Here is a 25,603-nt window from a genome sequence, read left to right as displayed (position 1 = left end):
AGGCATCCTTTTTATTTTTTCTTTTTAGTGGGCAAAGTTGAGATCAACATAAGAACATATAACCGTCATGTCATCCCGCGGCTTCCCTTCACATATCGTCAGGGCCTGGTTGAGTATCATTTCCGCCACCTTCTTTGGATCTTTGTCCGTTATTTTAGACAGCAGGCCTTTAAGCCATTTCTCCCCTTCTATCATGCTGCCTGAAGCTTCCAGAATCCCGTCGCTGACCATGACAATCATGTCATAAGGGCATAAGGCAACTTTTTTGCTCTCCACCTCGATATCCTCTATTATGCCCACCGGCAGGGTATCCGCCTCAATTACCTCTATGCGGGCACCGCGCTTTATAAAGGTAGGGGCACTTCCTGTCTTTATAAAATCAGCCTGGGCATTGTAAAGATCAACCATAGCTATATCAAGAGTAGCAAAAGAATCATGTTTGGAGCGCATGAGAAGCACCGAGTTAACCGTTTTCAAAGCTACCTCCTGGCTGAAGCCGTTGCCTATCAAGCTCTTTAGAAGGCTTACCGCCGCCTGGCTTTCTGCATAAGCCCTTTCTCCCACGCCCATGCCGTCGCTTAAAATAATCACTTCTCTTCCTTCTTCCAGTGTAGCCAGGGTAAAAGTATCGCCACACACTTCTTCTTTTCCTATCTGGGCAGCTCCGCTCACTATCCTGTAAGTACAGCTGGGGACAAGTACAAATTCACATCTTCCTTTTCCGGGTATTTTAGGGCACTTTTTCGAGGCTACCTCCATTTTTTCCCCCATCAGGGAAGAGAGGACGACCGACACATTGCTTTCACATTCTTTGCCGTCCGGACACGCATTAGCCACCACTCTCAATTTCGGTTTATTTTCCCCTACCTTGACAGGAGTTATGTCATTAACAGCCAGCCCCAGTTTTTTGCTCTCTTTCTGCAAAGATTTTTTAAGTTCCAAATCTACCGTAGTCTTTACCTCAAACTCCTCTGCCATTTTTCTTATTATATTGCCTACTTCTTTAAGCTGCAGGGAAACTATTTCCCTGGTCTGCTCCACCTTCTCCAGCCAGTACTCATTAAGGCGCAGGATATCGAAAAGATAGTTTATGGTAGTAAGCATTTCCCGTCCATAAATACAGCGCCGCCTGAATTCCACCGGACATTCTTCATAGGTTATGCTTCCATTGACTTCTATAGAAGCAAATATATCAAGGAGGTCGCCGGCAACCGAATAAGATCCTTTACCCCAGCAGCTGTCATATCTTGAACAGCTGCGGCAGAAATTATTGGCCACCTGGTCATACAGATATTCCAGATAAGCCTTGGGATTGCTGTGCTCCCTCAGGCTGCTTTCCACCATAAAACTGCTGCTCATCTCCTCAAACACTGTAGCCAGGTTTTCTATCTTCTTTTTCGTCTCTTCTTTTACAGCCATGTCAACCATTTCTGCTTCTTTATCCTTTAAAGCAACACTTATACTGCCTAAAGTCCGTACCGGCAGTTTTTCCTTGATGGAAGACGGCAGTAAAAAGAAGATAAGGCAGGCTATCCCCGTTTCCCACAATCCCAAAACAGCAGCCCTGGTTTCCGGTATAAACATGGAAAGCGCCAAAGTTCCCAGCATAAAACCGATTATTATACCTAAACGTCCAAAACTTCTGAAAAGCCCGGCCAAAAGCCCTGATACCGCATACATTCCCAGGGTAGGCGCAAAAACACTGGAAGCTATGGAAGGTATTATCCCGGTCATCACCCCTACCATGGTAGCTGCCCCGCTCCCCCACAGGAGAGCCGCCAGCAGGATGCCTACCCGGCAGATTACGGCAGCTATGCTAATGCCAGCTATTGTTACCTCTTCCAGACCTATGACTATCCCTATGCCCAGAACCAGAAAGGCACATATATCTTCAAAGGTAAAACCGGTAAGATCCTTTTTGCGCCTTAAAGCATCATCGGCTACCATAAACACAAATACCAAAATACCCGCGATCATGGCTTCAAAAACGGTTATCATTTCCTGATAAAATGAAAAACCCGTCATTAAATTAAGCAGGCTTTTTATAACCAGCAGTACAGCTGCTGTAAGGGAGGGGAGAGCCCACCAGGATTTGTCTTCCGGAATGGCAAGGTAGTTTATTACCCCCAGAAGGAGCAGGAGAGCCAGAATATTGGTGCCTAAAAAGGTGCCCTCCAAAACGCTCATAAGCCCCAGAGATCCCAAAATGCCGATTATTATGGCCTGTTCCTTCTTATAACGGCTGAAAACAGCAGCAAAGGCAAAGAGAAAAGGAAGCAGTTCCCCCAGGATAAAAGCCCGGGCCATAAGAAAAACGCCGAGTGCCAGAAGCAAATTGCCTCCCGTAAAAAACCTGGCCAGAAATCCTGCCCAGTCTATATCTTTTAAAATGTCCCCCTTAAAAAAGAAATCCCTTTTATCCTGACGATAACTGTAAGCCGGTTTTTTTCTCCTCTTTTTCCCTGTCATGCGGCCAGTCCATGGCGAAGGTTCCGCCAGCCGCTGGTAAGGATATACTTCTATCCTGTCTAACATATTATCCCCCCTATTGGTGTCTTAAACCTTATTATAGCTATAACTTATGGTAAAATTTGTAAATATCGGGGGGTAAATAATTTTTATTACCCAAAAATTCATACAAATAAAGGGGAAGATAAAGATATTTTTACTCTACCTGCCAAAAAAAGACGGGGCAGATGTAAAAATGCCCCGTTTTACTTCTGTTCTTCCAGCATTTCCCATATCATGCCTTCCATCAAATCTGCTTCACTTACTATAATCCGGTCTTTGCCCAGCACTTCCATAATAGCCAGAACCGCCTGCACCCCTTTAGGTATTATGTCAGCACGCGACGGCTGCAGGCCGGGAAGTTTTTTCCTCTCCTCCAGGGAAAGGGAAGTTAAAAGCCTGTATATTTCCAGAATCTCCTCATAATGCAAAACCTGTCCATGCACCAGAGAAGGGGAATACTCCTCAAGTTTCAGCTTTATAGCAGCCAGGGTAGTAGCAGTTCCTCCCACCATCACCAAAGGGTAAAAAGAAAAATCAATCCCTGTATTCACAAGCGGCTTCAAAACTTCTTTCATCATAGAAATATCCATATTCCCTTCGGTAGCCCTCACCGCTCCCAGAGGCAGAGAAAGCATAAAACTTCTGCCCAGTATAAATTCGGTACTGCCTCCCCCCAGGTCAGCTACCAGGGGAGGATGTTCAAGGCTTAAGCCCTTTTCCACCCCCAGGTAGCTTAAATAGGCTTCTTCTTCTCCCGTTATGACTTCCACCTCTATGCCGCAGGCAAGCAAAACAGCCTCCAAAACCTGTTTCCTGTTCTTCGCTTCCCTGAGGGCACTGGTGGCTACTGCGCGGTAGCGGCAGGTTCCATAATCGGCAAGGAGTTTTTTAAATTTATTTAAAGCCCTGCAGGTGCGTTCCAGGGCATTTTCTCCTATCTCTCCCGTTTTAAGCAGGTTTTCTCCCAATCTGGTAGTTTCAAGCCCCCGGCACAGGGGAGTCAGCTTTTCCTCCTTTTTTTCGGCAATTAAAAGCCGGCAGGAGTTGGTTCCCACATCTATGGCTCCCAGGCGCATCTCTTTTCTCCTTTCTAAAATTTTCCATCAAAAAACACCCTTATAAAAGGGTGTTTTCGTTATCTATCATTATAATGCCTGTTTCGCCTCCTGGGCTCATTTTTAAGCTTCAAAGACTGCATTCTTTCATCACTTTCTTTTAAAAACCTGGCTATCTTTTCATCCAGGGTTTCAGCGCTGCTCTTGCCTGCAGCCTGGCTGCTCCTGCCTTTCGGCCGGTCAGCAGCTGGTTCTTTTTCTACTGCCTGCTTGATAGAAAGCCCTATCTTTTTCCCGGCAACATTCAGAACCTTAACCTTTACCACATCACCCTCCCGGATAAAATCCTTGACATCATTCACATAGGTGTCAGCAATTTCTGAAATATGAACAAGTCCTACTGCTCCTCCCGGCAGTTCCACAAAAGCGCCAAAATTAGTGATTCCCTGGACCTTTCCTTCGAGAATGCTGCCAGGAACGATATTAGTCTGTTCAGTTGGCATATAAACTAAGTTCCCCCTACATATAGTATAAGTTAATAATATAAAATGGCGGGATAGTAGTCAACTGTTTTGCACCAAACAGCTCAAACCCAATCAGTTTCCCGGTTTATCTCGTAAAAACCAGCGGTTTTTCCCCTTCTTTAACCATACCCAGTTTTTCCCGGGCAATCCTTTCGATATTTTCCAGGGAAGTAGCCTCTTTGTATTCCTCTCTAAGCCTTTTGTTCTCTATGAGGAGCTGGGCTTTTTTGGCTTCCAGTTCCTTTTTCCTTATTTCCAGTTCCCACACGGTCTTTGCCCTGCTTATAACCGGAACAATCAAAACTATGCACATCATTATTGTGATAAGCCTTTTCAGAAATATGCCTTTTCCCCTATTCCTCATCTTCTTTTCCTCCACCAAAAATACCCAGAGTATCTCCCGGAAGGACTATCACCACTTCATATCCCTTGCTGCGGGCACGGTTATACAAAGTAGCTACGGTACTCGCATTTATACCCAAAATTTTAGCTACTTCCGCATTGCTCTTTCCCATTTCCTTCAGGGCTACTACCTGTCTTTCCCGGAAGCTGAGCTTTTCTACCCCTCTGATTTCTATTTTCATGACTTCAACACTCTATCCACATTTTTTCCACAAGTTGTGGACAAATTTATTACTTTTTTAGGGTTTCTCTTTAAATTATCAAAATCCTGCTTTTACAAAAATTTTTTATCCCTCATCAATAGGAGGCCTTTTTTTCGCAGCAATCCAGTTTTTGATGTTCTGCCACGGTTTTTTAATTATTCTTCCCAGACAGGCAAAAATATGTACTGCCCCATCAGCGATGTAATCTACGATTCCCTTAAACCGCTGGAAAAAATAACTCAAATACAGGATAATTCCGATAAGAAGCGCCAGAAGTATATATGCCCTTATTTCGCCTCCATTTATAAAAAGCAGGAGATAAAAAACCAGCCCTATCATAATTATCCACAGGAAAAAATCCAGGACATAAAGTAGAAGCCTTCCTACTTTAGCCCTGGCTATAATCCCCTGATAAAAATGAAAAAAGAATCCAGCCAGCAACCCCAAAACCAGAGTAGCGGCAAAAGACTTAATCTGGAAAACCAGGCTGGACAAAAATTCCCTCCCCTTTCCTCTCTCTTCTCCTGCACATATTATCCACAAATTATCTACATATCAACAGGCATCCCGGGGACCAAAAGAAAGCGTCCCTCTTTCCCGCTATTTGAGGAGGCGGTTTATTATGTTTTTGCTCCTGGTTTTTATATCAGCACCCTGCGGTTTATACTGAAAACTCTGGACTTCCCCTTCAATCTTCACCTTGCCTTCATCCAGGTTAAGCATCGTTATGTGCATATTCTGCCCGACAATAAAAATTATTCCCAGGCTGCTTTCCAGGATAATCTCTTCTTCATCAAAGGTGATCACATTTTTTATCCCGGTTAGCTCCATATACCGGCGGTCAGTCAAAATCATGCTGTGCTCAGCCATCTTTCCCCTCCTCACAGGTCTTAAGCCTTCATCAGCCAGCCATGCCAACTTATAAACTATCCTTAAAAAAAATATGCATAAAGGGAGCAGGTTTATGACAAAAACTTAACTGAAACAGGGGACGGTTCTCTGTTTCAAAATGAAACAGAGAACCGTCAGACTGTGTGAAAAAACTTTCATCAGAAAGAGGGATTAATGCAAGAAAAGTCGAATACAGGGTGATAGAGAGGTGAGAAAATGGGATACATAGAAGGAGAAAATCGGGAACTTATCACCCTGTTTCCTGAAGCAATAGATGATTATATTACACCTGACAATCCAGTAAGAGTGATAGAAGCATTTGTAGAATCTTTAGATATGGAAGCGCTTGGTTTCAAAAGAGCAACACCCAACCAAAAAGGCAGACCCTCATATGATCCCAGAGACTTATTAAAATTATACTTATACGGATACCTGAATAAAATCAGATCCTCCAGAAGACTAGAAGATGAAACAAAAAGAAACCTTGAAGTAATTTGGCTATTACGCAAACTAAAGCCAGATTTCAAGACCATAGCTGATTTTAGGAAAGACAATCCGGAAGCAATAAAAGCCTTATTCAAGCAGTTCACACTATTATGTAAAGAGTGGGACTTGTTTGGGAAAGAGGTACTGGCTGTTGACGGTTCCAAATTTAGGGCCAGCAATTCCAAGCATAACAACTTTAACCAGAAGAAAATACAAAGGCATTTAAAATATATTGATGAAAAAATAGAAAACTATTTAAAAGAATTAGACAGTAGTGATCATGAAGAAGCTAATATCCATATTCCAAGCGCAGAAGAAATTCAGAAGCGAATAGAGGAGTTAAAAGCGAGGAAAGAAAAATATACGGCTTTGCAAGAGCAGATGAGAGAAACAGGAGCGACAGAGATATCAACTGTTGATCCAGATGCGCGTTTAATGGCAGTTAACAATAACGGTTTGGAAGTAAGTTATAATGTACAAATAGCAGTAGACCATAAACATAAGCTGGTAGTAGATAGTGAAGTAATAAATAATCCTTCAGATCAAGGGCAACTGAGCAACATGGCCAAAAAAGCCAAAGAAATACTTGAAGTGGAATCGATAAAAGTTTTAGCGGATAAAGGCTATTATTCTACCAGCGATTTAATTGAATGTGAAAAAAATCAGATAGAAGCATATGTAGCAAAGCAGAGATTTACTGGCAATATAGCTGACCCGGAATTTCAACCTGACAAATTTATATATGATAAAGAGAAAGACATCTACATCTGTCCAGCAGGGGAGACATTATATCCAAGCAAAATACGGCAAGAAAAAGGAGTAAAATACCAGGTATATAAAAATAGCCGTGCATGCAAACAATGCAGCTTAAGGGATAAATGTACCCAATCTAAAAATGGCAGGACTGTTAGTCGCAACTTAGCACAGTCATTGTTAGAAGTAGTAGATAAAAGGACCAAAGAAAACAATCAACTGTATATACAGAGGAAAATGATAGTAGAGCACCCATTCGGCACAATAAAGCGGATATGGGGATATGGTTATTTTCTGACAAGGGGATTAGTTTCTGTAAATGCAGAGAATAAACTGCATTTACTGGCCTATAACTTAAAAAGAGTAATAAATATCCTGGGAGTTAGGGAAATAATTGAGAGGCTGGCTCTGGTATAGCAGAAGCCAGCCTATTTTTTATATCTTTTTCAATAATAAAAATAATGCTTTTAAAATAAACAGCCAAGTTATTAAAAGAGCAGATTCTCACACAGTCTGCCGTCCCCTGTTTCAGGAGCTTAGTTTTAAAAAAAACTTTTATATGGCATAATTTAGAAGAGACCATTTATTACAGTTGAGGTGACAAATATGCAAATCCCCCCTGAATTTAAGCCTATTTTCTGGGACACAGCCATGCAAAATCTGGACTTGAAGAAACACAAAAAATATATAATAGAAAGGGTTTTAAATTTCGGAGATCTTGAGCATTTTTCCTGGCTTTTGCAAAACTATACTCCAGAAGAGATTATCGAAGAAGTAAAATCCAATCGGCAAATAGATAAAAGATCAGCTGTTCTGGTAGCCAATTTCTTTGATGTAGACAAGGAGGAGATTTTTTGTTCCTGGAATGTTTAGCCAGCGAAACTAAAGAATGTCTGGAAAGTTTAATCAAAAATAATATCCTGAAAGCCAAAAATTTTTATCTGGCAGGGGGTACTGCCCTTGCCCTGCAGCTTGGCCACAGATTGTCTGAAGACCTTGATTTTTTCACCGCCCAAAGCTTCTCTTCCTCCGAAATTATTTCCCAGTTCAGGGGTGAAGAAATTAAATTAGTGTCTGAAGCTTCCAATACCATATACCTTCTTTTCGGGAACCAAAAAATAAGTTTTTTTTATTATCCCTATCCACCGCTGTACAGCTTCGTTTTTTATAAAACCTGTCCTGTTGCCAATTATTTAGATATAGCAGCCATGAAGCTGATCGCCATATCCCAGCGAGGGGCCAAAAAAGATTTTGTCGACCTTTATTTTTTAATTACCCAAAAAAATCTATCCCTGCCTTTCCTCTTTACAGTCCTGGAAAAAAAATACCCGGTAAAGTACAGCAAATTTCATATATTGAGAAGTCTTGCCTATTTTGAAGATGCGGAACCCGAACCTATGCCTCTCGTAAAAAAAGCAGCAGGATTCAGCCCCCTTACTGAAAAAGAGTGGGAACAAATAAAGGCATATCTGCTCAAAATGCAAAGAGATTTTTTAAAAAACAATGCCTTATACTAACCTGAAAATTCCCTGTCCCAGGGCTTATCTTGCTTTAACAGACAATAAGGCTTACAATAAGGAGAGATTTGATTGGTGAAACAGGGGGACGGTTCTCTGTTTCACCTGAGGTGAAACAGAGAACCGTCCCCCTGTTTCAAGGAAAGGAGATGAAATGGTGAATATAGGCCGGGTAATGCATGAAATTAAGTATGCTTATGCGAAGATGGAAGCATTTAATGAATATTATGATGTAAACTCCCTGCTCCTTAAAGCTGCCCTTGACAACCTGCTGGATAAAGGGGAAATGCTTGATGACATCCTGGAAAACGGGGAGCAGGGCGTGCAGCGGAGTATGAAAAAGCTGTCCGATTATATCAAGGGAGAACGCAGGATAGTCAATGGCCTGCGGGAAGAAAAAAGAGTCCTGCCAGCCAGGGCAGAAGAAATTTTAAAAGGGGTAAAAACTGAAAATACAGCCGGTATTATTTATGTAAGCTTTCCCCTGGAAGGCAGGTTCACCATCACCATAAAAAAACAGCGGGGGGCAGTATTTAATGCGGAGGGAGTATATCTAAAGCCATATGAACATTCTTTTCAGCTTATGAATCCCCTGCTTATCTACGGCACTGAGGATTATTCCATTGCCCTGGCATCCTCTGACCAGGATTTCGGCTTTGCCCTCATGTACGGACCCTCCATTATCGGGGCCAAGGGTAAAAATATGCTCAAGGTTTCCTATTTTGACAGGGAAGCCTATTATATCGATGATTCCTCGAAATACCGGGATGTAAGCGATTTTGGCATATTTTAAAACATCCATAAAAATAAAACCAGGGGTAGGTTACAGAAGCTCCCCTGGTTTTTTATTCGATAATCCGGTATAAATTTTTAGCCTCATTGGCTTTTACATTTTCCCTGACATCCAGAACCTCAAAGGTAAGTTCTTTATCCCCCATCTTGAGGGTAATTATATCTCCCTTTTTCACTTCGGAAGAAGGCTTTGCCAGCCGTCCATTTATAAAGGCCCGTTCGTTTTCAGCAAACTCCTTGGCTACTGTACGCCGCTTTATTATCCTGGATACCTTAAGGAATTTATCCAGCCTCATGAGTTATACAACCGCATCCTTGAGGGCTTTTCCAGGTTTAAATGCCGGTACACGGGCAGCAGGTATTTCGATTTCCTCTCCGGTCTGCGGATTTCTTCCCTTGCGGGCTCCCCTTTCCCTTACTTCAAAAGTGCCAAACCCGATAAGCTGCACCTTGTCCCCTGCTTTAAGGGCACCTTCTACGGTGTTGAAAAAAGCCCCCACAAATTTTTCCGCATCCTTTTTGGTCATGCCTGTCTGTTCTGCTATTTTGCTTACCAAATCTGCCTTGTTCAAGGTATCCCTCCTCAAATATTTGTGTGGTATATTATGGTTATTCGCTGTTTTTCTTTTTTTTCCTGCCAGCCCTTCAGCTATAACCCTATTTTTTTAGCCGTTTCCCAGAAGCTGTCCAGCTCTTGAAGGGTAAATTCCGAAAATTCCCGCCCGCTGGCCTTAACCTGTTCTTCTACATAGTTGAAGCGGCGCACAAATTTATCATTGGCAGCCTGCAGAGCTTCTTCCGGTTCCACTTCATACATGCGGGCAATATTAACCAGTGCAAAAAGGATATCTCCTATCTCTTCCCTGATCTCTTCCCTATCTTTTGCTTTTCTAAGTTCATCTATCTCTTCCTTGAATTTTCCCAGGGCACCTTCTACATCAGGCCAGTCAAAACCTACCCTGGCAGCCTTTTCCTGTATTTTATAAGCCCTCAGAAGGGCAGGCAGCATAACCGGAATGCCTTCCAGGATATATTTTTTCCCTTCCTTCTTTTTGAACTTTTCCCATACATTCATCACATCATCAGGTGTAGCAAGGGAAGCATCCCCGAAAACATGGGGATGCCTTTTTATCATTTTTTCCTTTATCCTTAAAACGACATCGGCAAAATCAAAAAATCCTGCCTTTTCAGCCAGGGCGGCATGGAAAACAACCTGCAGCAGCAGATCCCCCAGCTCTTCTTCCAGTTTATCCATATCCTCCTCTTTAACTGCCTCTATAACCTCGTAAGTCTCTTCCAGAAGATACCTTAAAAGGCTTTGATGGGTCTGTTCCCTGTCCCAGGGACATCCATTTTCCCCCAAAAGCCTTTCCATAACTTCCAGCAGGCCTTCTATAGCCTCACCACTTCGTCCCATAAGCCTCTCCTCTCTTTAAAAGCCAGTTCCGTCTAGGCCCCTCTTATTATCTTTTTAAGCATGGCTATATCCAGTTCCCTTACCAGAAGGAGCAAAATACCGTACACTATTACTCCAAAAGTTATGGCAAGGAGGGTAGATAAATGAGAGCTTATATCATGAGCTACCAGGTATTGATAGGATATTTTTACTGCCACAGTCATTGCCACGGTAACCAGGATTATTTTTATCATTCTTGCCGTCTCATAACGGATGCCGGTATATTTCTTGAGGGAAAACAGGTTCAAAAGGGAACCTATGAGAAAAGCCAAAACTGTGCCGATAGCTGCCCCTTTTATGTTAAGAGCCGGGATGCTGGTCAAGCTGTAGTTAAATATGACCTTGAAAATACCGGTAATAACCAGATGCCTCATGGCCACTTCCGGCTTGCCTATCCCCTGTAAGCCGGCACTTGATATCTGGAAGGCAGCCAGCACGATAGCGGAAAATGCCAGAGGCTCCAGGGCATTTCCTGCTTCCGCTGCCCCATAGAGGAGGTCGCAGATAGGAAAAGCCAGAATAAAAAGGCCGGCAGCAGCAGGGAAAGAGATAAGCATCCCTCCGCGGAAACCATAATTCAACCTTTCTACAAGCAGCCTTTCATCATTCCTGGTCCTCGCTTCTGAAATAGCCGGTACCATGCTGGTAGCAATAGATATGGTAAAAATGGTCGGCAGGCTTATTAAAACGGCAGCCATGCCTGACAAATGCCCGTAAAGGGCAGTAGCCTGCGACACGGTATAATTAAGGGCAATAAGCCTTCCCGGCACAATTATCGCATCCAGCATCTGCACCAGGGGCAAAACTACCGCCCCCACCGATACCGGGATGGCCAACCTTATCATCTCTCTGCCCAGGCTTACCGAACTTTCCCCTGAATAAGCCAGGTTTTCATATTTTATATCATTACCGCGGACAAAACTTATGTAGTAAAAAATCAAAACGACAAGGCCGGCCAGGCCTCCGATCACTGCTCCAAAAGTAGCTCCGGCCGCTGCATATTCTATACCTTTGCCTACCAGGACATAGGCAAGAATGAGTACGGCAGTAACCCGGAAAAGCTGTTCCACCACCTGGGAAACCGCAGTGGGAACCATAGACTGGTGCCCCTGAAAAAAGCCGCGGAATACCGACATAAGCCCAGCCAGGAAAATGGCAGGAGCTACTGCCAGAATAGGATAATAGGCGCGCGGGTTTTTAAGCACATAGCTGGCCAGTATTCCCGCTGACTGCATCACGACAAGGGTAAGCAAAAGGCCTATAACAAAAAGAATAACCAGGGAAGCCTTAAGTATTTTAAAGCTGTCCCCGCTGTACCCTTCGGTCTCTTTGCGGGCTACCATTATGGAAATAGCTACCGGCACACCAGCGGTAGCCAGAGCCAAAATAGTCGTATAGATAGGATAAGCCATCTGATAAAGGCCAATCCCCTCTGCTCCGATCATGCGCGCCAGGGGTATGCGGTAAATTGCCCCCAGCAGCTTGCTTATAGCTCCTGCAATGCTCAGGATTAAAGCCCCTTTGATAAAGGTCTGCCCTTTTTCCATGTTTATCCTCCCCATTTTTCCATGAAGAATATTATAACATAGTATGCCCTTATAAATAAGAGGTATTCCGGGCTCCTGACACAAAAAAGCGATCTTATATAACTAAGACCGCCTTTTCGCTATTTTCAGTTTTACTGTTCCATCTGTTTTGACAAAAATCCAGCCGCTGTTTCAGCCAGCTTAACCTCTAAATCTCCCATTTTTACGCCTGCGTCTTTGCTGACAATAATTACTGCACCAATCGGATCGCCCTGGGATATTATAGGAGCTATAACCTGGGTTTTTATAGTATATTCCCGGTCATCAGTCTGTACTATATGCACATTTTCATCATCCGGGTTTTCTATCTCTTTCATTATTAAAGTCCGTCTTTCCTCCAGTGCCCTTTCCACTGCCTTGCCCACCGGTTTCCCCATAAACTCGCGTTTATTGGCTCCTGCTACCGCTATGATTACATCACGGTCAGCAATCATAGCTATATGACCGGTAGTTTCATTTAATGAATCTACATACTCTTTGGCAAAATCACCCAGCTCACCTATAGGAGAATATTTTTTCAGTATGACTTCACCTTCACGATCAACAAAAATCTCCAGCGGGTCTCCTTCCCGAATGCGCAAAGTCCTTCTTATTTCCTTGGGAATAACTACCCTGCCTAAATCATCAATCCGGCGTACTATTCCTGTTGCTTTCAAATTACATTCTTCCCTCCTTTTTTTAAAAATTGAAAATGTTGTTTCTTTTCTCAATGATAGTATATAACTAAAAATCCCCTTTTATTCACTTTTTGCCATTATGCTACAAAAAATTAAAGCCTGAAATTCGAAGGTTTGACACATTTTGCATGTTAAAATTTGCACAAATAATGTTTCTTTTTTTAATGGTTTAACTTTCAAGCACAGGGGAATAATAACTTTTAAATCTGTCTGGTAAAACAAAGGGTGAAATATATGTTAAGATTAAGCAATTTTCAGCTCTACTGCATGCTGCTCCTCTTCTGTGCGCCGGTGGCATTCCTTCAGGTAGGTAAATATGCCATAGAGCTCCTTTTAAATAATGCCTATCTGGCTGTCCTTCTCACTATCGTGCCAGGTATCCCCATAATATATATGTTCTCCTATATTATCCAGAAAAGCTCTTCCCCTTTCCCTTTCATGCTGGAAGAGCATCTGGGAAAAAGAACAGGCAGAATAGTAGGGTTCCTCTACATGATAATCTTCCTCTTTTTAACCTCTTTTTCCCTGCGCCTGTTTATAGATTTTATAGAAACCAATGTCCTTCCCCAGACCCCTATAAGCATCTTTTTGGGTCTCCTCCTGCTGTGCAGCTGCCTGGCCATCAAATCAGGGTTTGGTAATTTTGCCCGCATGTGTGAAATAATTGTAATACTTGGGGTAAGCTTCGCTTTTATTATTGTTTTCCTCTCTTTTTTCCAGCATCCAGATATCCAAAACCTGCTGCCCTTTGCCTACATCGATGATATGTCTTCCCTTTTTAAGGCAGTTTTCATGCTGACTACTGAAATACTGAAACTCATGGTAATTCTTTTTCTAGCTTTTTTTATCCCGGACAAAAAAGCCTCTTTTTCTATCATGATTAAGGTCCTTTTAACTTTTATCATCCTCATAACCTCTATAACCATAGCTACCATTATGGCACTGGGAGCCTATACTGCCAAACTATTCACCTTCCCTACCTTTGTCATAGTCCGCATCATCAATATTGCTGATTTTATAACCAATATGGATGCCATTTTTATCGGTCTCTGGATTATAGGCATATTTGGCACCGCCACCCTTTTCTGGTTTATGTTCTGCATAACAACCGGGTTTGTATTCAACCTCAAAGAATACCGCTTTTTGGCCGCTCCCTCCTCGCTGATCATCGCCGTCCTGGCTCTGCAGATGGCCAGCAACATTCTGGAACTGGATATAATAATAGTCCATATAGCCCCTGTTCTGCTCTTTGTTTTCTTTTTCCTGATTCCCTGCCTGCTTTTCATTATAAGCCTCAACAAGCCCCATGCCGGCTTGCAGGGAAAACAACCCGTCATACCCATGCCTGAACTAAACCGGCAGAAACTGAACTAATCTGTATAAGCCGGCCTTAACAGGCTTAAACTATATCCTGTCAGGATGATAAATCTAACTATTTTCCCGGGGGTAAATATATGCGCTATATAAACAAAAAAAACCCGAAAAACCTTACACCACATGAACTAATAGATAATCCGGTATCCTGCAGCATTGACGAGAATAAAGAAAGCCTGCAGAAGATACTGGCTAACTGTTCGGATGCGGTTTTTCGGGAATTCCTCTTTGGCTGCCATCAGCACAAAGGTTTGGTCCTTTATTTCGACGGGCTTACTGACCGCAAGGAAATAGAAGAAAATATTCTAAAACCCCTTATCCTGGAAATAGGCATGGTTAATACCGAAAAATCCTGCCTTGACGATAAAGGCAACCTTTTTAGCCAGATAAAAAACAGCATAGTAGCCATGGCCGAAGTAAAAGAACTCTTAACCCTGGGGGAAATTGTACACCATATAAGCTCCGGGGATACCGTACTTATAATTGACGGCTACGATAAAGCTTTATCTGCTGGCAGTCGTTCCTGGCAGACCCGTTCTATCCAAACCCCCGATAATGAAGTGGTTATATTTGGCCCCAAGGAAGGATTTTCGGAAACTTTGCGCTTTAATACCGCCCTTTTAAGGAGGCGCATAAAAAGCGGCAATCTCAAAATAGAAGCCTTTGTTTTAGGCAGGGTAACCAAAACTGATGTGGTGCTCTGCTATGTAGAGGGGATTGCCCCTCAAAGCCTGGTAGAAGAAGTCAAGGCCAGGCTTGACAGGATTGACATAGACGGGGTTTTCGACTCGGCCATGCTGGAAGAATTTTTGGTGGATCACAAAAATACTATATTTTCCCAGGTCGAACATACGGAAAAGCCTGACCGTATGGCAGCCCACCTGCTGGAAGGAAGGGTAGGCATACTGGTAGACGGCTCTCCCATGGCTATAATTATGCCGATATCTTTTCCCCAGTTCTGGCTTTCCCCGGAAGATTACTATAATAACTATATTCCAGCTTCCCTTTTTCGCATGCTGCGCTTTGTCGCTTTCTGGATTTCGCTTTTGCTTCCTTCCCTGTATGTAGCAGTAATAACTTTCCATCAGGAAATGATTCCTACAGCTTTATACCTTACCATAGCTGCCACCAGGCAGGGAGTCCCTTTTCCTGCCTTCGTAGAAGCTATTCTGCTGGAAATAACCTTCGAGCTCCTCAGGGAAGCAGGCTTGCGCCTCCCCCGGGCAGTAGGACCGGCAGTAAGTATAGTAGGCGCCCTTATCATCGGGGATGCAGCGGTAAGAGCCGGGCTGGTTTCTACACCCATGGTGGTAATCGTAGCAGCTACCGGAATAGCATCTTTTGTTACCCCGGCCTATAATGCAGGCATCATAAACCGCATCGCCCGTTTCGGCTTTCTGGCTGCCAGCAGCGTGCTCGGTTTTTTAGGCATAATGATTGTTCTCATACTCATGCTTACCCATATGGCATCTTTATCCAGCCTGGGGCTCCCCTACCTTTCTCCCCTGGCTCCTTCCAACCTTGAACAGATGACTGATGTAGTGGTAAGGCGCCCCTGGTTTTTAAACTTTAAAAGGCCTTATCTGGAAGGTATGCAGAATTATATCCGCCAAAAGCCCGGGGAGAAAAAAGGGGGAGAAAAGGATAATGCCTAAAACTTTTGCATTTTTAAGCATGATAACCCTTTTTCTTTTCTTAAGCGGATGCCAAACCCAGGATATAACCCATACCGCTGCTGTCCTCAGCATAGGAGTGGAGGAAGAAAAAGGTAAGATAAAACTGAGTGCCCAGATAGCCAAACCTTCCGCTCCGGGAGAAAGCGGAACTGAAGTTGAAGGCCCCCAGTTTATTGTAATAACCGAAACCGGCGACTCCCTGGTGCAGGCAGCCCGCAAAATAACCCTTACCCTTCCCCGTATCCCTTTATGGACTTATACCAGCACTATCCTGGTCAGCGAAAAACTGGCCCGTAAAGATATAAGCTTCCTTATCGACACGGTTGCGCGCAACCCTAATATACGGAAAAACAGTACCCTGGTAGTAACCCATAAGGCATCGCCTGAAAAAGTACTGGAAGCCAGGCCTCCCCTGGAACCTTTCCCTGCCCAGGCTATAACCGGTATTCTTGACATTCAGGAAAGGATGCTGGGCATATACACCCCGGTATCCCTGGGGGATTTTATCAAAAGGGCTTCTGCCTACGGCATCGAACCCCTGGTTCCTCAGGTTACCACTATAAAAGAAGGGGAAAATGAAATACTTTTTATCGATGGGTCCGCTGTTTTTCGGGGTACCAAAAAAGTAGGAGAATTCAATGAGGACGAAAGCCGGGGCTACCGGTTTATACTTCCCGGCACCAAAAAAGGAGGCATAATAAATGTCCCTTCCCCTTTAAATCCAAAAAACCTCATGACTATAGAGTTTATAAACATTAATACCAAAGCCCAAGCAGAAGTTAAAAAAGGACAGATTACAGTAAAGATAAAAGTTGACAGTGAGGGCAATTTTTATGAGCAAAACGGGGAAGAAAACCTGCTTACCTTATCCAGGGTCAAAGACATCGAAAAAGCTGCCAGCCTCGAAATAGCAAGGCAGATAAACCTTTCCATACGCAAAGCCAAACAGCTCAAAGCAGATGTTTTTGGCTGGGGAAAACTGGTAGAAAATGACTACCCTGTTTTCTTCAGGGAGATACAAAAAGACTGGCCTGAAATATTTCTGGAAGTTAAGCCGCAGATAGAAGTCTCTTTCAAGCTGCGGCGCACCTATCTGACTGATAAATCATTTGTACTTGAAAAATAGCCTGTTCTTTAAGGAGAAACAAGATATGCTGCTTGCCCTCTTGATAATTTTATATATAACAATACTGCTTATGGAGCTGCCTTTTTTATTCAAAAACAAAATGTACAGGGAAATGCTGATATTTTTTATAATCTTCGCGCTGGGCGTTTTTCTGAGCGTGGCCAAATTTAAAGGGAAGCTTCTTTTTAACCCCCTGGAGCCCCTTTTTTATATCTATAAGCTGAAAATCTAAGAATACAGGCGGGATCAGGTATGCGAAAAAAATCAGGCTATCTTATTATAATATTCCTTTTTCCTCTCTTCCTAAGCGGCTGCTATGACCGGGCAGAAACTACCCAGACGGTACTCTGTGCCGGCGTGGGAGTCGATATTAACCGCCAGCAGCGCATAGATTTTACCGTACAGCTTAATAAACCGGTAGACCCCCAGAAAACAACCACCTTTACCCAGCAGGTGGAAAATATATTCACTGAAGGTGCCAGCATAACAGAAGCAGCCCGCCGGGTGACGCTTATGGTTCCCCGGCTGCCTTTATGGTCCCATGCAGATATTTTCGTAATCGGAGGGCATATGGCACATCTTGGCCTGGGAGGCCTTCCCGATTTCGTTTCCCGCAACCGCAATATAAGGCATGACATTATAGTCCTTATAAGCCCTTATAACAAACCAGAAGAAATCTTTAAAAGCAGCTGCCCCCTCTCCCTGTGTTCTTCCCGGGGAATCTTAAGGATCCTCAAGTTTCAGGAACAATCCCTCGGCAACTATGTAAGCACTGATATGCTGAACTTCATTTCCTGCCTGGCTACCCCCGGCATAGATCCGGCTGTTCCCCAGGTAGTAATAACTAAAGATATAAAAGGGAATAATATCTTAACAATAAAAGGCACGGCTGTTTTTCGGGAAGATAAAATGGTCGGCAGCCTTAATGAGAAGGAAAGCCGGGGCTACCGCTTCATGATGTCTCAAAAAAAACAGGGGGGCCTTATAACCCTTAAATCACCTTTTGACAGATGCAGGTATATTGATTTTGAAATAAGCCGTTTTAAAAGCAGTATAAAGCCGGTAAAAAAAGACGGGCGCATTGTAATCCATCTTAAAACAGAAGTACAGCTAAACATCCTGGGCACACAGGCTAAAAGAGAAATACTCACCCCGGAAAAATTGCCTGCACTTGAAAAAGCAGCCGCCAGGCAGATAAAAGATGATATTATCGCCTGTGTAAAAAAAGCGCAAAATCTTAACAGCGATATACTGGGATTTGGGCAGGCTATTTACCGCTACATGCCAGAGGAATGGGAAAGTATCGCGGCAAGCTGGAGGCAGCTGTATCCGGAAATAGACTATGAGGTGGAAGTAAAAGCCCAAATCAAGAATGCTTATCTTACCCATAAGGTATACCTGCCTAAAGAATAATGAAGGAGAAAGTCAGGGCTTATGCTTTATCCGGTAATAACTATGATAATAGTTTTTGGGATTCTGGAGATAAAAAAGCTTTTGCGGGAAAAAGACGGGAAAGAAATAGTCCTCGCCTCTTTTTTGCTTCTGATAGCTGTTTTATACAGTATCGAAATCCATTTTAACGTACAGTTTCTGCCCAATCCCAACCGCATCTTTTTTCTCGTAAAACCAGCCGGTGACTTTTTTATGAAGATGCTGGGAATGCCATAATTTTTGCAAGGGAGAGAAAAATATGCCAGGCACCATGATAAACAGCAATCAATTTGCCAAACTTCTTCTTCTCCTCATTATAGGAAGTGCCTTTATTTTTGTCCCGGAAGGCGCAGCCGGGCGCGATTCCTGGCTGGCTGCCATTATATCGTCCCTGACTGGTTTATATATAATAACCGTCACTATAAGCCTGCAAAACATGTTCCCCGGCATGAGCATAATAAAAATAGCTATGCAGGTATTAGGAAAACCTCTGGGTCTTATTTTAAGCCTTATCTATTCCTGGGTGGTTTTTCTGGTAGCTACCCTCTACATGTACGATATGGTAGTCCTGATGCTCATTATTTTTCCCCAGCTTTCGGAAACCCTGCTGGTAATCCTCCTTATAGCTGCCTCTTCCTATATCCTTTACCGGGGAATAAACAGCATGGCCCGCATGGGGGAGATACTGGTTTGGATAATAATACCCCTGGTAGCGGCAGCGGTAACCATACCTTTTTTTACCGTAGCCAATCTGCAAAGCCTAACCCCGGTACTGGCAGACTTTAAACCAGTCGCGGCTGGCAGTTTATTCGGCTCTAACTGGCCTTATGGCGAAATAAGCCTCATGGCCATGCTGCTCCCTTTTGTGTCAGATTTAAAACAGAATAAAAAAGCAATATATATCTGGTTCTTCATCGGGGTTGCAATTTTTATCATCCGCAGCATCCTGGTAGTAGCGGCACTGGGCCAGGAGCTGATGCAAATTGCCAGATTCCCCCTTTACGAAGTCCTGCTCCTCATACGTTTTTCCACTTTCCAGCGCATTGAGCTTTTCTTCTTTGTCATGTGGTCTTTCACCAATTTTATGGCTATCACTCTATCCTATCAGAGCCTTACCCTGTGCATAAAAGACCTTTTTTCCCTCAAAAATTACCAAACCTTGATTATACCAGTTGGACTGTGTATAGGTGTGCTTTCCATAATAATGTTCCCATCAGATGTGGAGTTTCTGGCTGTAGAATCTTTTGCGGCTCCTTTTGTAAACCTCCCTGTCCACCTGTTATATCCTACTATCGTATGGCTCCTGGCCCGCTTCAAACAAAAAAGCCCTGCTTTAAAAAATTACGGTCCAGGGCAGCCAGCTTAAATGAGGGATAAAACATCTTCCAGGCCTTTTACTCCTTCTACCCCTGAAAAATAAAGCTGCAGGGTATGGTCATCCACTTTCTTCACTTTTAATCTGCTATTTGCCAGGCCTATTTTTTCCGGCAGCGGCCGGTTAAGGCTTATCTCTACCTGCCCATCCTTATGCCTTAAAACGCGTATATCTTTATCTTTTGCCATTATGCGCAGGGAAGTAACCCGCAAAAAATTTTCTACCGGCGAGGGAAGCGGGCCAAAACGGTCCAAAAGCTCTTTCTTTATTTCTTCCAGTTCCCGCAAATCCGACGCTAAAAGCAGCCGCCGGTAGATGCGCATCTTGCTTCCCGGATCAGGGATATAGCTGTCAGGTATATAATAATCCATGTCTATATCTATCCTGGGAGCTTCTCTTTCCTTCCTGCTTTCGCCCCGCAAACGGGCAGTCTCTTCTTCTAAAAGCCGGCAGTAGAGATCAAAGCCAACCGCCTGAATATGTCCGTGCTGCTCAGGTCCTAATATATTGCCTGCTCCGCGTATTTCCAGATCGCGCAGGGCAATCTTCATGCCCGCTCCCAGCTCATTAAATTCCCGGATTGCATTCAGCCTCTTCTGGGCTTCTTCCGTAAGCACCTTATACGGGCGGTAGGTAAGATAAGCATAAGCCAGGCGGTTAGACCTGCCTACCCGTCCCCTTAGCTGATAAAGCTGGGCTAATCCCATCTTATCCGCCTCATCTATGATTATAGTGTTGACATTGGGCATATCAAGGCCCGATTCAATAATGGTAGTACATAAAAGCAGATGGTATTCCCCTCTTATAAAATCCATTATAATCCGGGAAAGCTCTTCTTCCTCCATCCTTCCATGGCCTACAGCTATCTTTATGTCAGGCAAAAGCCGCATAAGCTCTTCCTTTACTTTATAAATATCTTCGATGCGGTTGTGGACAAAAAATACCTGCCCTCCCCGCTCAATTTCCAGCTGAACCGCTTCTTTTATTATCTCCTCATTATACTCCATAACATAGGTCGTAACCGGATATCTCCCTTCCGGAGGAGTTTCAATCACGCTCATATCCTTAAGCCCGGTTAATGCCATATAGAGGCTCCTTGGAATAGGAGTAGCCGAAAGGGTTAAAACATCAACCGTCTTTTTAAAAAGCCTTATTTTTTCTTTCTGCCTTACCCCGAAGCGGTGTTCCTCATCGATGATCAGGAGCCCCAGATCCTTGAATTTTACATCTCCTGACAGCAGCCGGTGGGTTCCTATTACCAGATCTACTACCCCTTTTTGCAAATCCTCCACAATCTTTTTTTGTTCCCTGCCTGTGCGGAAACGGCTTAAACACTCGATAACCACCGGATATCCCTCAAACCTGGCCCTGAAAGTCTGATAGTGCTGCTCAGCCAAAACCGTGGTAGGAACCAGAACCGCTACCTGTTTGCCGTCCATAACCGCCTTAAAAGCAGCCCGCATGGCCACCTCGGTTTTACCATAACCTACATCACCACATATCAGCCTTTCCATAGGGCGAGGGCTTTCCATATCCCTCTTTACCTCTTCAATAGCCTTGAGCTGGTCCGGGGTCTCTTCATAAGGGAAAGCATCTTCAAATTCTTTCTGCCAGGGGGTATCAGGAGAAAACGCATGCCCCTCCTCCGCCTCACGGGCAGCATAGATAGCAATAAGCTCTTCTGCCATCTCCCTTACGGACTCTTCCACTTTTTTGCGGGTTCTCTCCCATTCGCTTCCCCCCAGTTTGCTGAGGCGCGGCTCTTTTTCCCCCAGGCCGCTGTATTTGTAAAGTTTATCTACCTTGTCCAGAGGAAGATAGAGCTTATCTCCTCCTGCGTACTCCAAAAGCACATATTCACGGATGACATTATCTACCTGGGCCTGGGTTATCCCCCGGAATATGCCGATGCCGTAGTTTTCATGCACCACATAATCTCCCAGCTTCAGGTCTTCCAGAATAATAGTTTCTTCCCTTTTGGAGGCCCGCCCTCTCTTTTTCTTTCCTGGGGAAGACTTTCTAAAAATATCCTTCTCCCCAATCAAAGCCAGCTTAAAGGTAGGGCTTACAAAACCTTTCTCAATATCGCTATCCCTGAACTCCACACCGGTAATATTCTTGTCCAGCATCTGGCCTATGAGGAGCTTTCTCAGCTTGTCGTTTTTTATCCCTATCTCAACCCGGTACCCTTTTTTCTGCCACTCTTCTATACGGGAAAAAAGAAGGTCATGACTAACATAAAACGGCTCCATCTCTTTCTGGGCCACATGTTCCATAAAAGCCGCTTTTACCTTCACCATATTCCCCGGGAAAAAAGAGTGGTAAACCGTTCTCCTTCCGGTGCTTTTTTCTATATCATTCCTGCCCGTTATGGGAAGTTCCCTTATTTCCTTGCCGGCTTTGCGGGCTTCTTTCAGCAAATCCTTATATCTTTTCCCTTCCCTTTCCAGGGCCTGATAAAAACTGGCCGGCTCATCAAAAAAAACAGCCGCATCAGAACCCAGATAATCAAAAAGGGTTCCTTTTAAATCTTCATCACAAAATTCATCCGCCGGCATAATGCGTATTTCATCTACACCTTTCCCTGACCTCTGGTCTTCTACATCAAAATACCTTATTGATTCCAGGATATCGCCAAAAAATTCGAGCCTTACGGGTTCTTTTTCATTAAGGGGATAAATATCCAGAATGCCTCCCCTTAAAGCAAATTCCCCCCGGTTTCTTACGGTACTTACCCGTATATAGCCGCATCTGGCCAGTTTTTTTATAATATCATCCAGACCGTATTCATCTTCTTTTTTTAACCTTAAAGTTTTTTCCTGCAGGCAAGCGGGAGAAATAAAGGTATGCAAAATACCGGAAGGTGTAGTTATAAATATCCCCTTTTTGCGGGGATGGTAAAAAGCCTCATAGAGGGCAGTAATCCTCTCCACTTCCGCTATGGAATAATTTTCCTTAATAAAAACCAGGCTGCGCCCGGGGAACATAAAAACCCGGCCTTCCCCGCAGAAACCTTTAAGCATCCCGGCCAAATCATAAGCCTTTTCTTCACTTTCAGCCAAAACCAGAATCTTGCCGGGCAAACTATCGAATAAGGTCGCTAAAAAAAAGGCTTTTGCAGTATTGGAAAGCCCGGTTAAAATAACATTTTGTCCCTGGTTTAAAACATTAACCACCTTGCTCCAGAAATCAGGTGCCAAATCTAAACCCTCCGCACAAATTAAAGGTATTAAAGAATTTAGTGGTCATATCCTTTAAAAATAAGCGCATTATGATGCCAGGCAAGTTCCCCGCCGCATTCCGGGCATATTCCGGCCAGCTGGCAGTTTCTCTCTTCTCCATCATCTAATACCGATACATCAAATACCCTGTCACAAAATTCGCATATGTGGTAAATCTTCATTTTCCCTGCCCCTTTATCCTTTTTTAATATTTTTCCCGTGCTAAAGAGGCAAATATACCCTCTATCCATTATACTTGTTCATAGCTTTTTCTATGCCTTCCAAAACCCAGCATACAGCAGCATCAGCCGCTTTTTTTATCACTTCCTGTATTATCGGTTTTTCTTCCGGAGTAAACTCACCAAGCACCCAGTCAATAGTATCAAGAGGAGGCCTTCCTATCCCTATGCGCACCCGTGGGAAATCCTGGCTTTTTAGCATTTCTGCAATCGAAGAGACTCCCTTATGTCCTCCGCTGCCTCCTTTGGCTCTTAGGCGCAGGCTGCCCAAAGGCAAATCCATATCGTCATAGATAACCAGAAGATCCTTTAATTCCAGTTTGTAAAAATGAACCAGCGGCGCAACCGCTCTGCCGCTTAAATTCATATAGGTCAGAGGCTTCACGAGCAGCACCTTCTCGCTGCCTATCCTCAGGTGCCCTATAATAGCATCGTATTTACATTCTTCCCTTTCTACACCATAACGGGAAGCAATCTCCTCCACGGCTTTAAAACCTGCATTGTGCCTGGTTTCTTTATATTTAGCTCCTGGATTGCCCAGGCCTACAATAATCTTCATCTCCTACCACCCTGAAAATCATTTTCATAATAAATCCCCCGGCTTGCTGCCAGGGGACTTGATATCGCCAAAAAATCAGGCTTCACTTGCTTCTTCGGTTTCGGCAGTTTCTGCATCTTCAGTTACCTTGGGAGCCAGAATAGTTACCACAATAGAATCGGGATCGCTTATTATCCTTACTCCTTGTGGAGCCTTAAGGTCTCCTACCGTTATATGATCGCCTATTTCCAGGGAAGATATATCACATACTATCTCTTCCGGAAGATCTTTTGGCAGACATTCTACTTCCACCTCTTTTACCCCTAACTGGAGTATGCCGCCTTTTTTAAGGATTTCTTCCTCACCTTCGATAACGATAGGCACCTCGCTGGTTATCTCTTCATTCATATCAATAGCAAAAAAGTCAAGATGGACAATTTCCCTGGTTACCGGGTGGGTCTGCATTTCACGCAGGAGAACGGTTACCGGTTTTTCCTCCCCTTCGATCTCCAGGTTAAAAAGCCCCCGGGAACCATAGGTGCTGAAAATCTTGTTTATGTGCCGGGAATTTACAGCTACCGGCAAAGCCTCCCTGGTTTTTCCGTAAACTATCCCTGGTACATATCCCTGTCTTTTTAACTGGTTAAGCTTTCCTTTAGTCCCTGTTTCACGCCTCTGTCCTTTGATGTTAGCCATTATTGCTGCCATATAATATCACTCCTCCTTAAGTAATATTATTGTCAGCATTTTACCCCATTATTAGTAAATTATAACAACAAAAGACAGGCATGTCCAAAAATTGTTTAGGACTCGAAAAGCTTGCTTACGGAAAGATCCTCATGGATTCTCAAGATAGCTTCTCCAATCAGGGGAGCCACTGACAAAACCACCATATTGGGAAGCCTTTTCTCTTCTTGCAAGGGAATAGTATTGGTTATGACTATTTCCTTAAATGGAGCTCCAGCCATCCTTTCTACCGCGGGCCCGGAGAATAAAGGATGGGTACAGCATCCGTAAACTTCCACGGCCCCCTTTTCTTTCATCACTTCAGCGGCTGAACACAGAGTCCCTGCCGTATCTATTATATCATCTATTATTATAACTGATTTTCCTTCTACATCACCTATAACATTCATCACTTCTGATACATTGGGAGCCGGCCTTCTTTTATCTATAATAGCCAGGGGAGCTTCCAGACGGGCAGCCAGATCCCGCGCCCTGGTCACCCCTCCCACATCCGGGGAAAGGACTACCGGATTTTTAAGGTTTTTGCTCTTAAAATATTCGGCAATAGTTGGCACCCCGGGAAGATGGTCAACCGGAATATCAAAAAACCCCTGAATCTGGTTGGCATGCAGGTCAACCGCCACTACCCGGTGAGCCCCTGCCATAGCAATAAGGTTAGCTACCAGCTTAGCGGTAATGGGATCCCGGGCTCTGGTCTTCCTATCCTGCCTAGCATAGCCGTAATAAGGGATTACCGCATTTATGCGGGCAGCCGAAGCCCTTTTGAAAGCGTCAATCATGATCAAGAGCTCCATTAAATGTTCATTTACCGGGGGGCAGGTAGGCTGCACCACAAAAACATCTACCCCTCTGACACTTTCATCAACCACACAGCTTATTTCTCCATCCGCAAACCGGGAAACCTTGGCCTTTCCTACCGGAATCCCCAGATAAGAAGCAATCTCCTCCGCCAGAGCGGGATTGGCATTGCCGGTAAAAAGTTTCATCCGCCATCTGGATGCTTTCATTTTTTAATTACCTCCT

Annotated in this window: 27 protein-coding genes; 10 read left to right on the top strand and 17 right to left on the bottom strand. The window is 43.8% G+C overall.

Going from position 1 to position 25,603, the window contains the following annotated elements; genetic code table 11:
• Positions 1-24 precede the first annotated feature (24 nt).
• From spoIIE to yabP, 7 genes are all read right to left on the bottom strand, one after another.
• Complete coding sequence (spoIIE, locus tag ACZ42E_RS00260) at positions 25-2,535, bottom strand: stage II sporulation protein E (protein ID WP_464892471.1); 2,511 nt, start codon at positions 2,533-2,535, stop codon at positions 25-27.
• Between the two features lie 179 nt (positions 2,536-2,714).
• Entirely contained in the window at positions 2,715-3,587 is an 873-nt protein-coding gene (locus ACZ42E_RS00255; protein ID WP_464892470.1) for a Ppx/GppA phosphatase family protein, read from the bottom strand.
• 59 nt (positions 3,588-3,646) lie between these two features.
• Positions 3,647-4,069, bottom strand: coding sequence for a S1 RNA-binding domain-containing protein (locus ACZ42E_RS00250; protein WP_464892469.1), 423 nt, complete (start codon positions 4,067-4,069; stop codon positions 3,647-3,649).
• A gap of 106 nt (positions 4,070-4,175) precedes the next feature.
• Entirely contained in the window at positions 4,176-4,454 is a 279-nt protein-coding gene (locus ACZ42E_RS00245; RefSeq protein ID WP_464892468.1) for an FtsB family cell division protein, read from the bottom strand.
• A complete protein-coding gene (locus ACZ42E_RS00240; RefSeq protein ID WP_464892467.1) occupies positions 4,444-4,674 on the bottom strand; it encodes an RNA polymerase sigma factor in 231 nt (76 codons plus the stop codon). The genes ACZ42E_RS00245 and ACZ42E_RS00240 overlap by 11 nt, the downstream gene beginning before the upstream one ends.
• A 105-nt stretch (positions 4,675-4,779) precedes the next feature.
• Positions 4,780-5,190: a spore cortex biosynthesis protein YabQ gene (gene yabQ / locus ACZ42E_RS00235; RefSeq protein ID WP_464892466.1), complete on the bottom strand. Its 411-nt coding sequence runs from the start codon at positions 5,188-5,190 to the stop codon at positions 4,780-4,782.
• Between the two features lie 105 nt (positions 5,191-5,295).
• Complete coding sequence (gene yabP / locus ACZ42E_RS00230; RefSeq protein WP_464892465.1) at positions 5,296-5,565, bottom strand: sporulation protein YabP; 270 nt, start codon at positions 5,563-5,565, stop codon at positions 5,296-5,298.
• A 237-nt stretch (positions 5,566-5,802) separates the two neighbouring features.
• On the opposite strand from yabP, the gene ACZ42E_RS00225 reads away from it, so the two are divergent.
• From ACZ42E_RS00225 to ACZ42E_RS00210, 4 genes are all read left to right on the top strand, one after another.
• Positions 5,803-7,242, top strand: a complete 1,440-nt coding sequence (locus ACZ42E_RS00225; protein WP_464891764.1) for an IS1182 family transposase — start codon at positions 5,803-5,805, stop codon at positions 7,240-7,242.
• 189 nt (positions 7,243-7,431) lie between these two features.
• Positions 7,432-7,698 carry a DUF6922 domain-containing protein gene (locus ACZ42E_RS00220; protein WP_464893541.1) on the top strand — a complete coding sequence of 89 codons (267 nt, stop codon included), beginning with the start codon at positions 7,432-7,434 and terminating at the stop codon, positions 7,696-7,698.
• Entirely contained in the window at positions 7,680-8,342 is a 663-nt protein-coding gene (locus tag ACZ42E_RS00215; RefSeq protein ID WP_464892464.1) for a nucleotidyl transferase AbiEii/AbiGii toxin family protein, read from the top strand. The genes ACZ42E_RS00220 and ACZ42E_RS00215 overlap by 19 nt, the downstream gene beginning before the upstream one ends.
• Before the next feature lie 154 nt (positions 8,343-8,496).
• Entirely contained in the window at positions 8,497-9,135 is a 639-nt protein-coding gene (locus tag ACZ42E_RS00210) for a hypothetical protein (RefSeq protein WP_464892463.1), read from the top strand.
• Between the two features lie 52 nt (positions 9,136-9,187).
• Here the strand turns inward: ACZ42E_RS00210 and ACZ42E_RS00205 are convergent, their stop codons facing one another.
• The 5 genes from ACZ42E_RS00205 to spoVT all read right to left on the bottom strand — a co-directional run bounded on the left by ACZ42E_RS00205 (position 9,188) and on the right by spoVT (position 12,832).
• The gene (locus ACZ42E_RS00205; RefSeq protein WP_464892462.1) at positions 9,188-9,430 is read right to left on the bottom strand and encodes an RNA-binding S4 domain-containing protein; all 243 of its coding nucleotides are present in this window, start codon (positions 9,428-9,430) and stop codon (positions 9,188-9,190) included.
• 3 nt (positions 9,431-9,433) lie between these two features.
• On the bottom strand, positions 9,434-9,736 hold the full coding sequence (locus ACZ42E_RS00200; RefSeq protein ID WP_464893540.1) for an HU family DNA-binding protein: 303 nt from the start codon (positions 9,734-9,736) through the stop codon (positions 9,434-9,436).
• 47 nt (positions 9,737-9,783) lie between these two features.
• A complete protein-coding gene (gene mazG, locus ACZ42E_RS00195; RefSeq protein WP_464892461.1) occupies positions 9,784-10,551 on the bottom strand; it encodes a nucleoside triphosphate pyrophosphohydrolase in 768 nt (255 codons plus the stop codon).
• A gap of 32 nt (positions 10,552-10,583) precedes the next feature.
• A complete protein-coding gene (locus ACZ42E_RS00190) occupies positions 10,584-12,137 on the bottom strand; it encodes a putative polysaccharide biosynthesis protein (protein ID WP_464892460.1) in 1,554 nt (517 codons plus the stop codon).
• A gap of 131 nt (positions 12,138-12,268) precedes the next feature.
• Positions 12,269-12,832 carry a stage V sporulation protein T gene (spoVT, locus tag ACZ42E_RS00185; RefSeq protein WP_464892459.1) on the bottom strand — a complete coding sequence of 188 codons (564 nt, stop codon included), beginning with the start codon at positions 12,830-12,832 and terminating at the stop codon, positions 12,269-12,271.
• 255 nt (positions 12,833-13,087) lie between these two features.
• Between spoVT and ACZ42E_RS00180 the strand changes: the two genes are divergently transcribed.
• The 6 genes from ACZ42E_RS00180 to ACZ42E_RS00155 all read left to right on the top strand — a co-directional run bounded on the left by ACZ42E_RS00180 (position 13,088) and on the right by ACZ42E_RS00155 (position 19,826).
• A complete protein-coding gene (locus ACZ42E_RS00180) occupies positions 13,088-14,227 on the top strand; it encodes a GerAB/ArcD/ProY family transporter (protein WP_464892458.1) in 1,140 nt (379 codons plus the stop codon).
• An 80-nt stretch (positions 14,228-14,307) separates the two neighbouring features.
• Complete coding sequence (locus ACZ42E_RS00175; RefSeq protein WP_464892457.1) at positions 14,308-15,882, top strand: spore germination protein; 1,575 nt, start codon at positions 14,308-14,310, stop codon at positions 15,880-15,882.
• Complete coding sequence (locus ACZ42E_RS00170; protein ID WP_464892456.1) at positions 15,875-17,029, top strand: Ger(x)C family spore germination protein; 1,155 nt, start codon at positions 15,875-15,877, stop codon at positions 17,027-17,029. The genes ACZ42E_RS00175 and ACZ42E_RS00170 overlap by 8 nt, the downstream gene beginning before the upstream one ends.
• Before the next feature lie 252 nt (positions 17,030-17,281).
• Positions 17,282-18,442 (top strand): Ger(x)C family spore germination protein, encoded by a 1,161-nt coding sequence (locus tag ACZ42E_RS00165; protein ID WP_464892455.1) that lies wholly within the window; start codon positions 17,282-17,284, stop codon positions 18,440-18,442.
• Between the two features lie 21 nt (positions 18,443-18,463).
• Positions 18,464-18,697, top strand: a complete 234-nt coding sequence (locus tag ACZ42E_RS00160) for a hypothetical protein (protein WP_464892454.1) — start codon at positions 18,464-18,466, stop codon at positions 18,695-18,697.
• Between the two features lie 22 nt (positions 18,698-18,719).
• Positions 18,720-19,826, top strand: a complete 1,107-nt coding sequence (locus tag ACZ42E_RS00155) for a GerAB/ArcD/ProY family transporter (protein WP_464892453.1) — start codon at positions 18,720-18,722, stop codon at positions 19,824-19,826.
• Here ACZ42E_RS00155 and mfd read toward each other — a convergent pair.
• The 5 genes from mfd to ACZ42E_RS00130 form a co-directional block, all read right to left on the bottom strand.
• Positions 19,823-23,035, bottom strand: a complete 3,213-nt coding sequence (mfd, locus tag ACZ42E_RS00150; RefSeq protein WP_464892452.1) for a transcription-repair coupling factor — start codon at positions 23,033-23,035, stop codon at positions 19,823-19,825. The two genes, ACZ42E_RS00155 and mfd, sit on opposite strands and share 4 nt — an antisense overlap.
• A 38-nt stretch (positions 23,036-23,073) precedes the next feature.
• Positions 23,074-23,238: a hypothetical protein gene (locus ACZ42E_RS00145; RefSeq protein WP_464892451.1), complete on the bottom strand. Its 165-nt coding sequence runs from the start codon at positions 23,236-23,238 to the stop codon at positions 23,074-23,076.
• Positions 23,239-23,299: 61 nt separating this feature from the next.
• Positions 23,300-23,854: an aminoacyl-tRNA hydrolase gene (gene pth / locus ACZ42E_RS00140; RefSeq protein ID WP_464892450.1), complete on the bottom strand. Its 555-nt coding sequence runs from the start codon at positions 23,852-23,854 to the stop codon at positions 23,300-23,302.
• Positions 23,855-23,929: 75 nt separating this feature from the next.
• Positions 23,930-24,541 carry a 50S ribosomal protein L25/general stress protein Ctc gene (locus ACZ42E_RS00135; protein WP_464892449.1) on the bottom strand — a complete coding sequence of 204 codons (612 nt, stop codon included), beginning with the start codon at positions 24,539-24,541 and terminating at the stop codon, positions 23,930-23,932.
• Between the two features lie 95 nt (positions 24,542-24,636).
• Positions 24,637-25,587: a ribose-phosphate diphosphokinase gene (locus tag ACZ42E_RS00130; protein ID WP_464892448.1), complete on the bottom strand. Its 951-nt coding sequence runs from the start codon at positions 25,585-25,587 to the stop codon at positions 24,637-24,639.
• Positions 25,588-25,603 lie beyond the last annotated feature (16 nt).

The sequence above is a fragment of the Thermosyntropha tengcongensis genome (genome assembly GCF_055381335.1).
The sequence above is the reverse complement of the archived record's forward strand: the minus strand, read 5'-3'. Positions and strand labels throughout refer to the sequence as shown.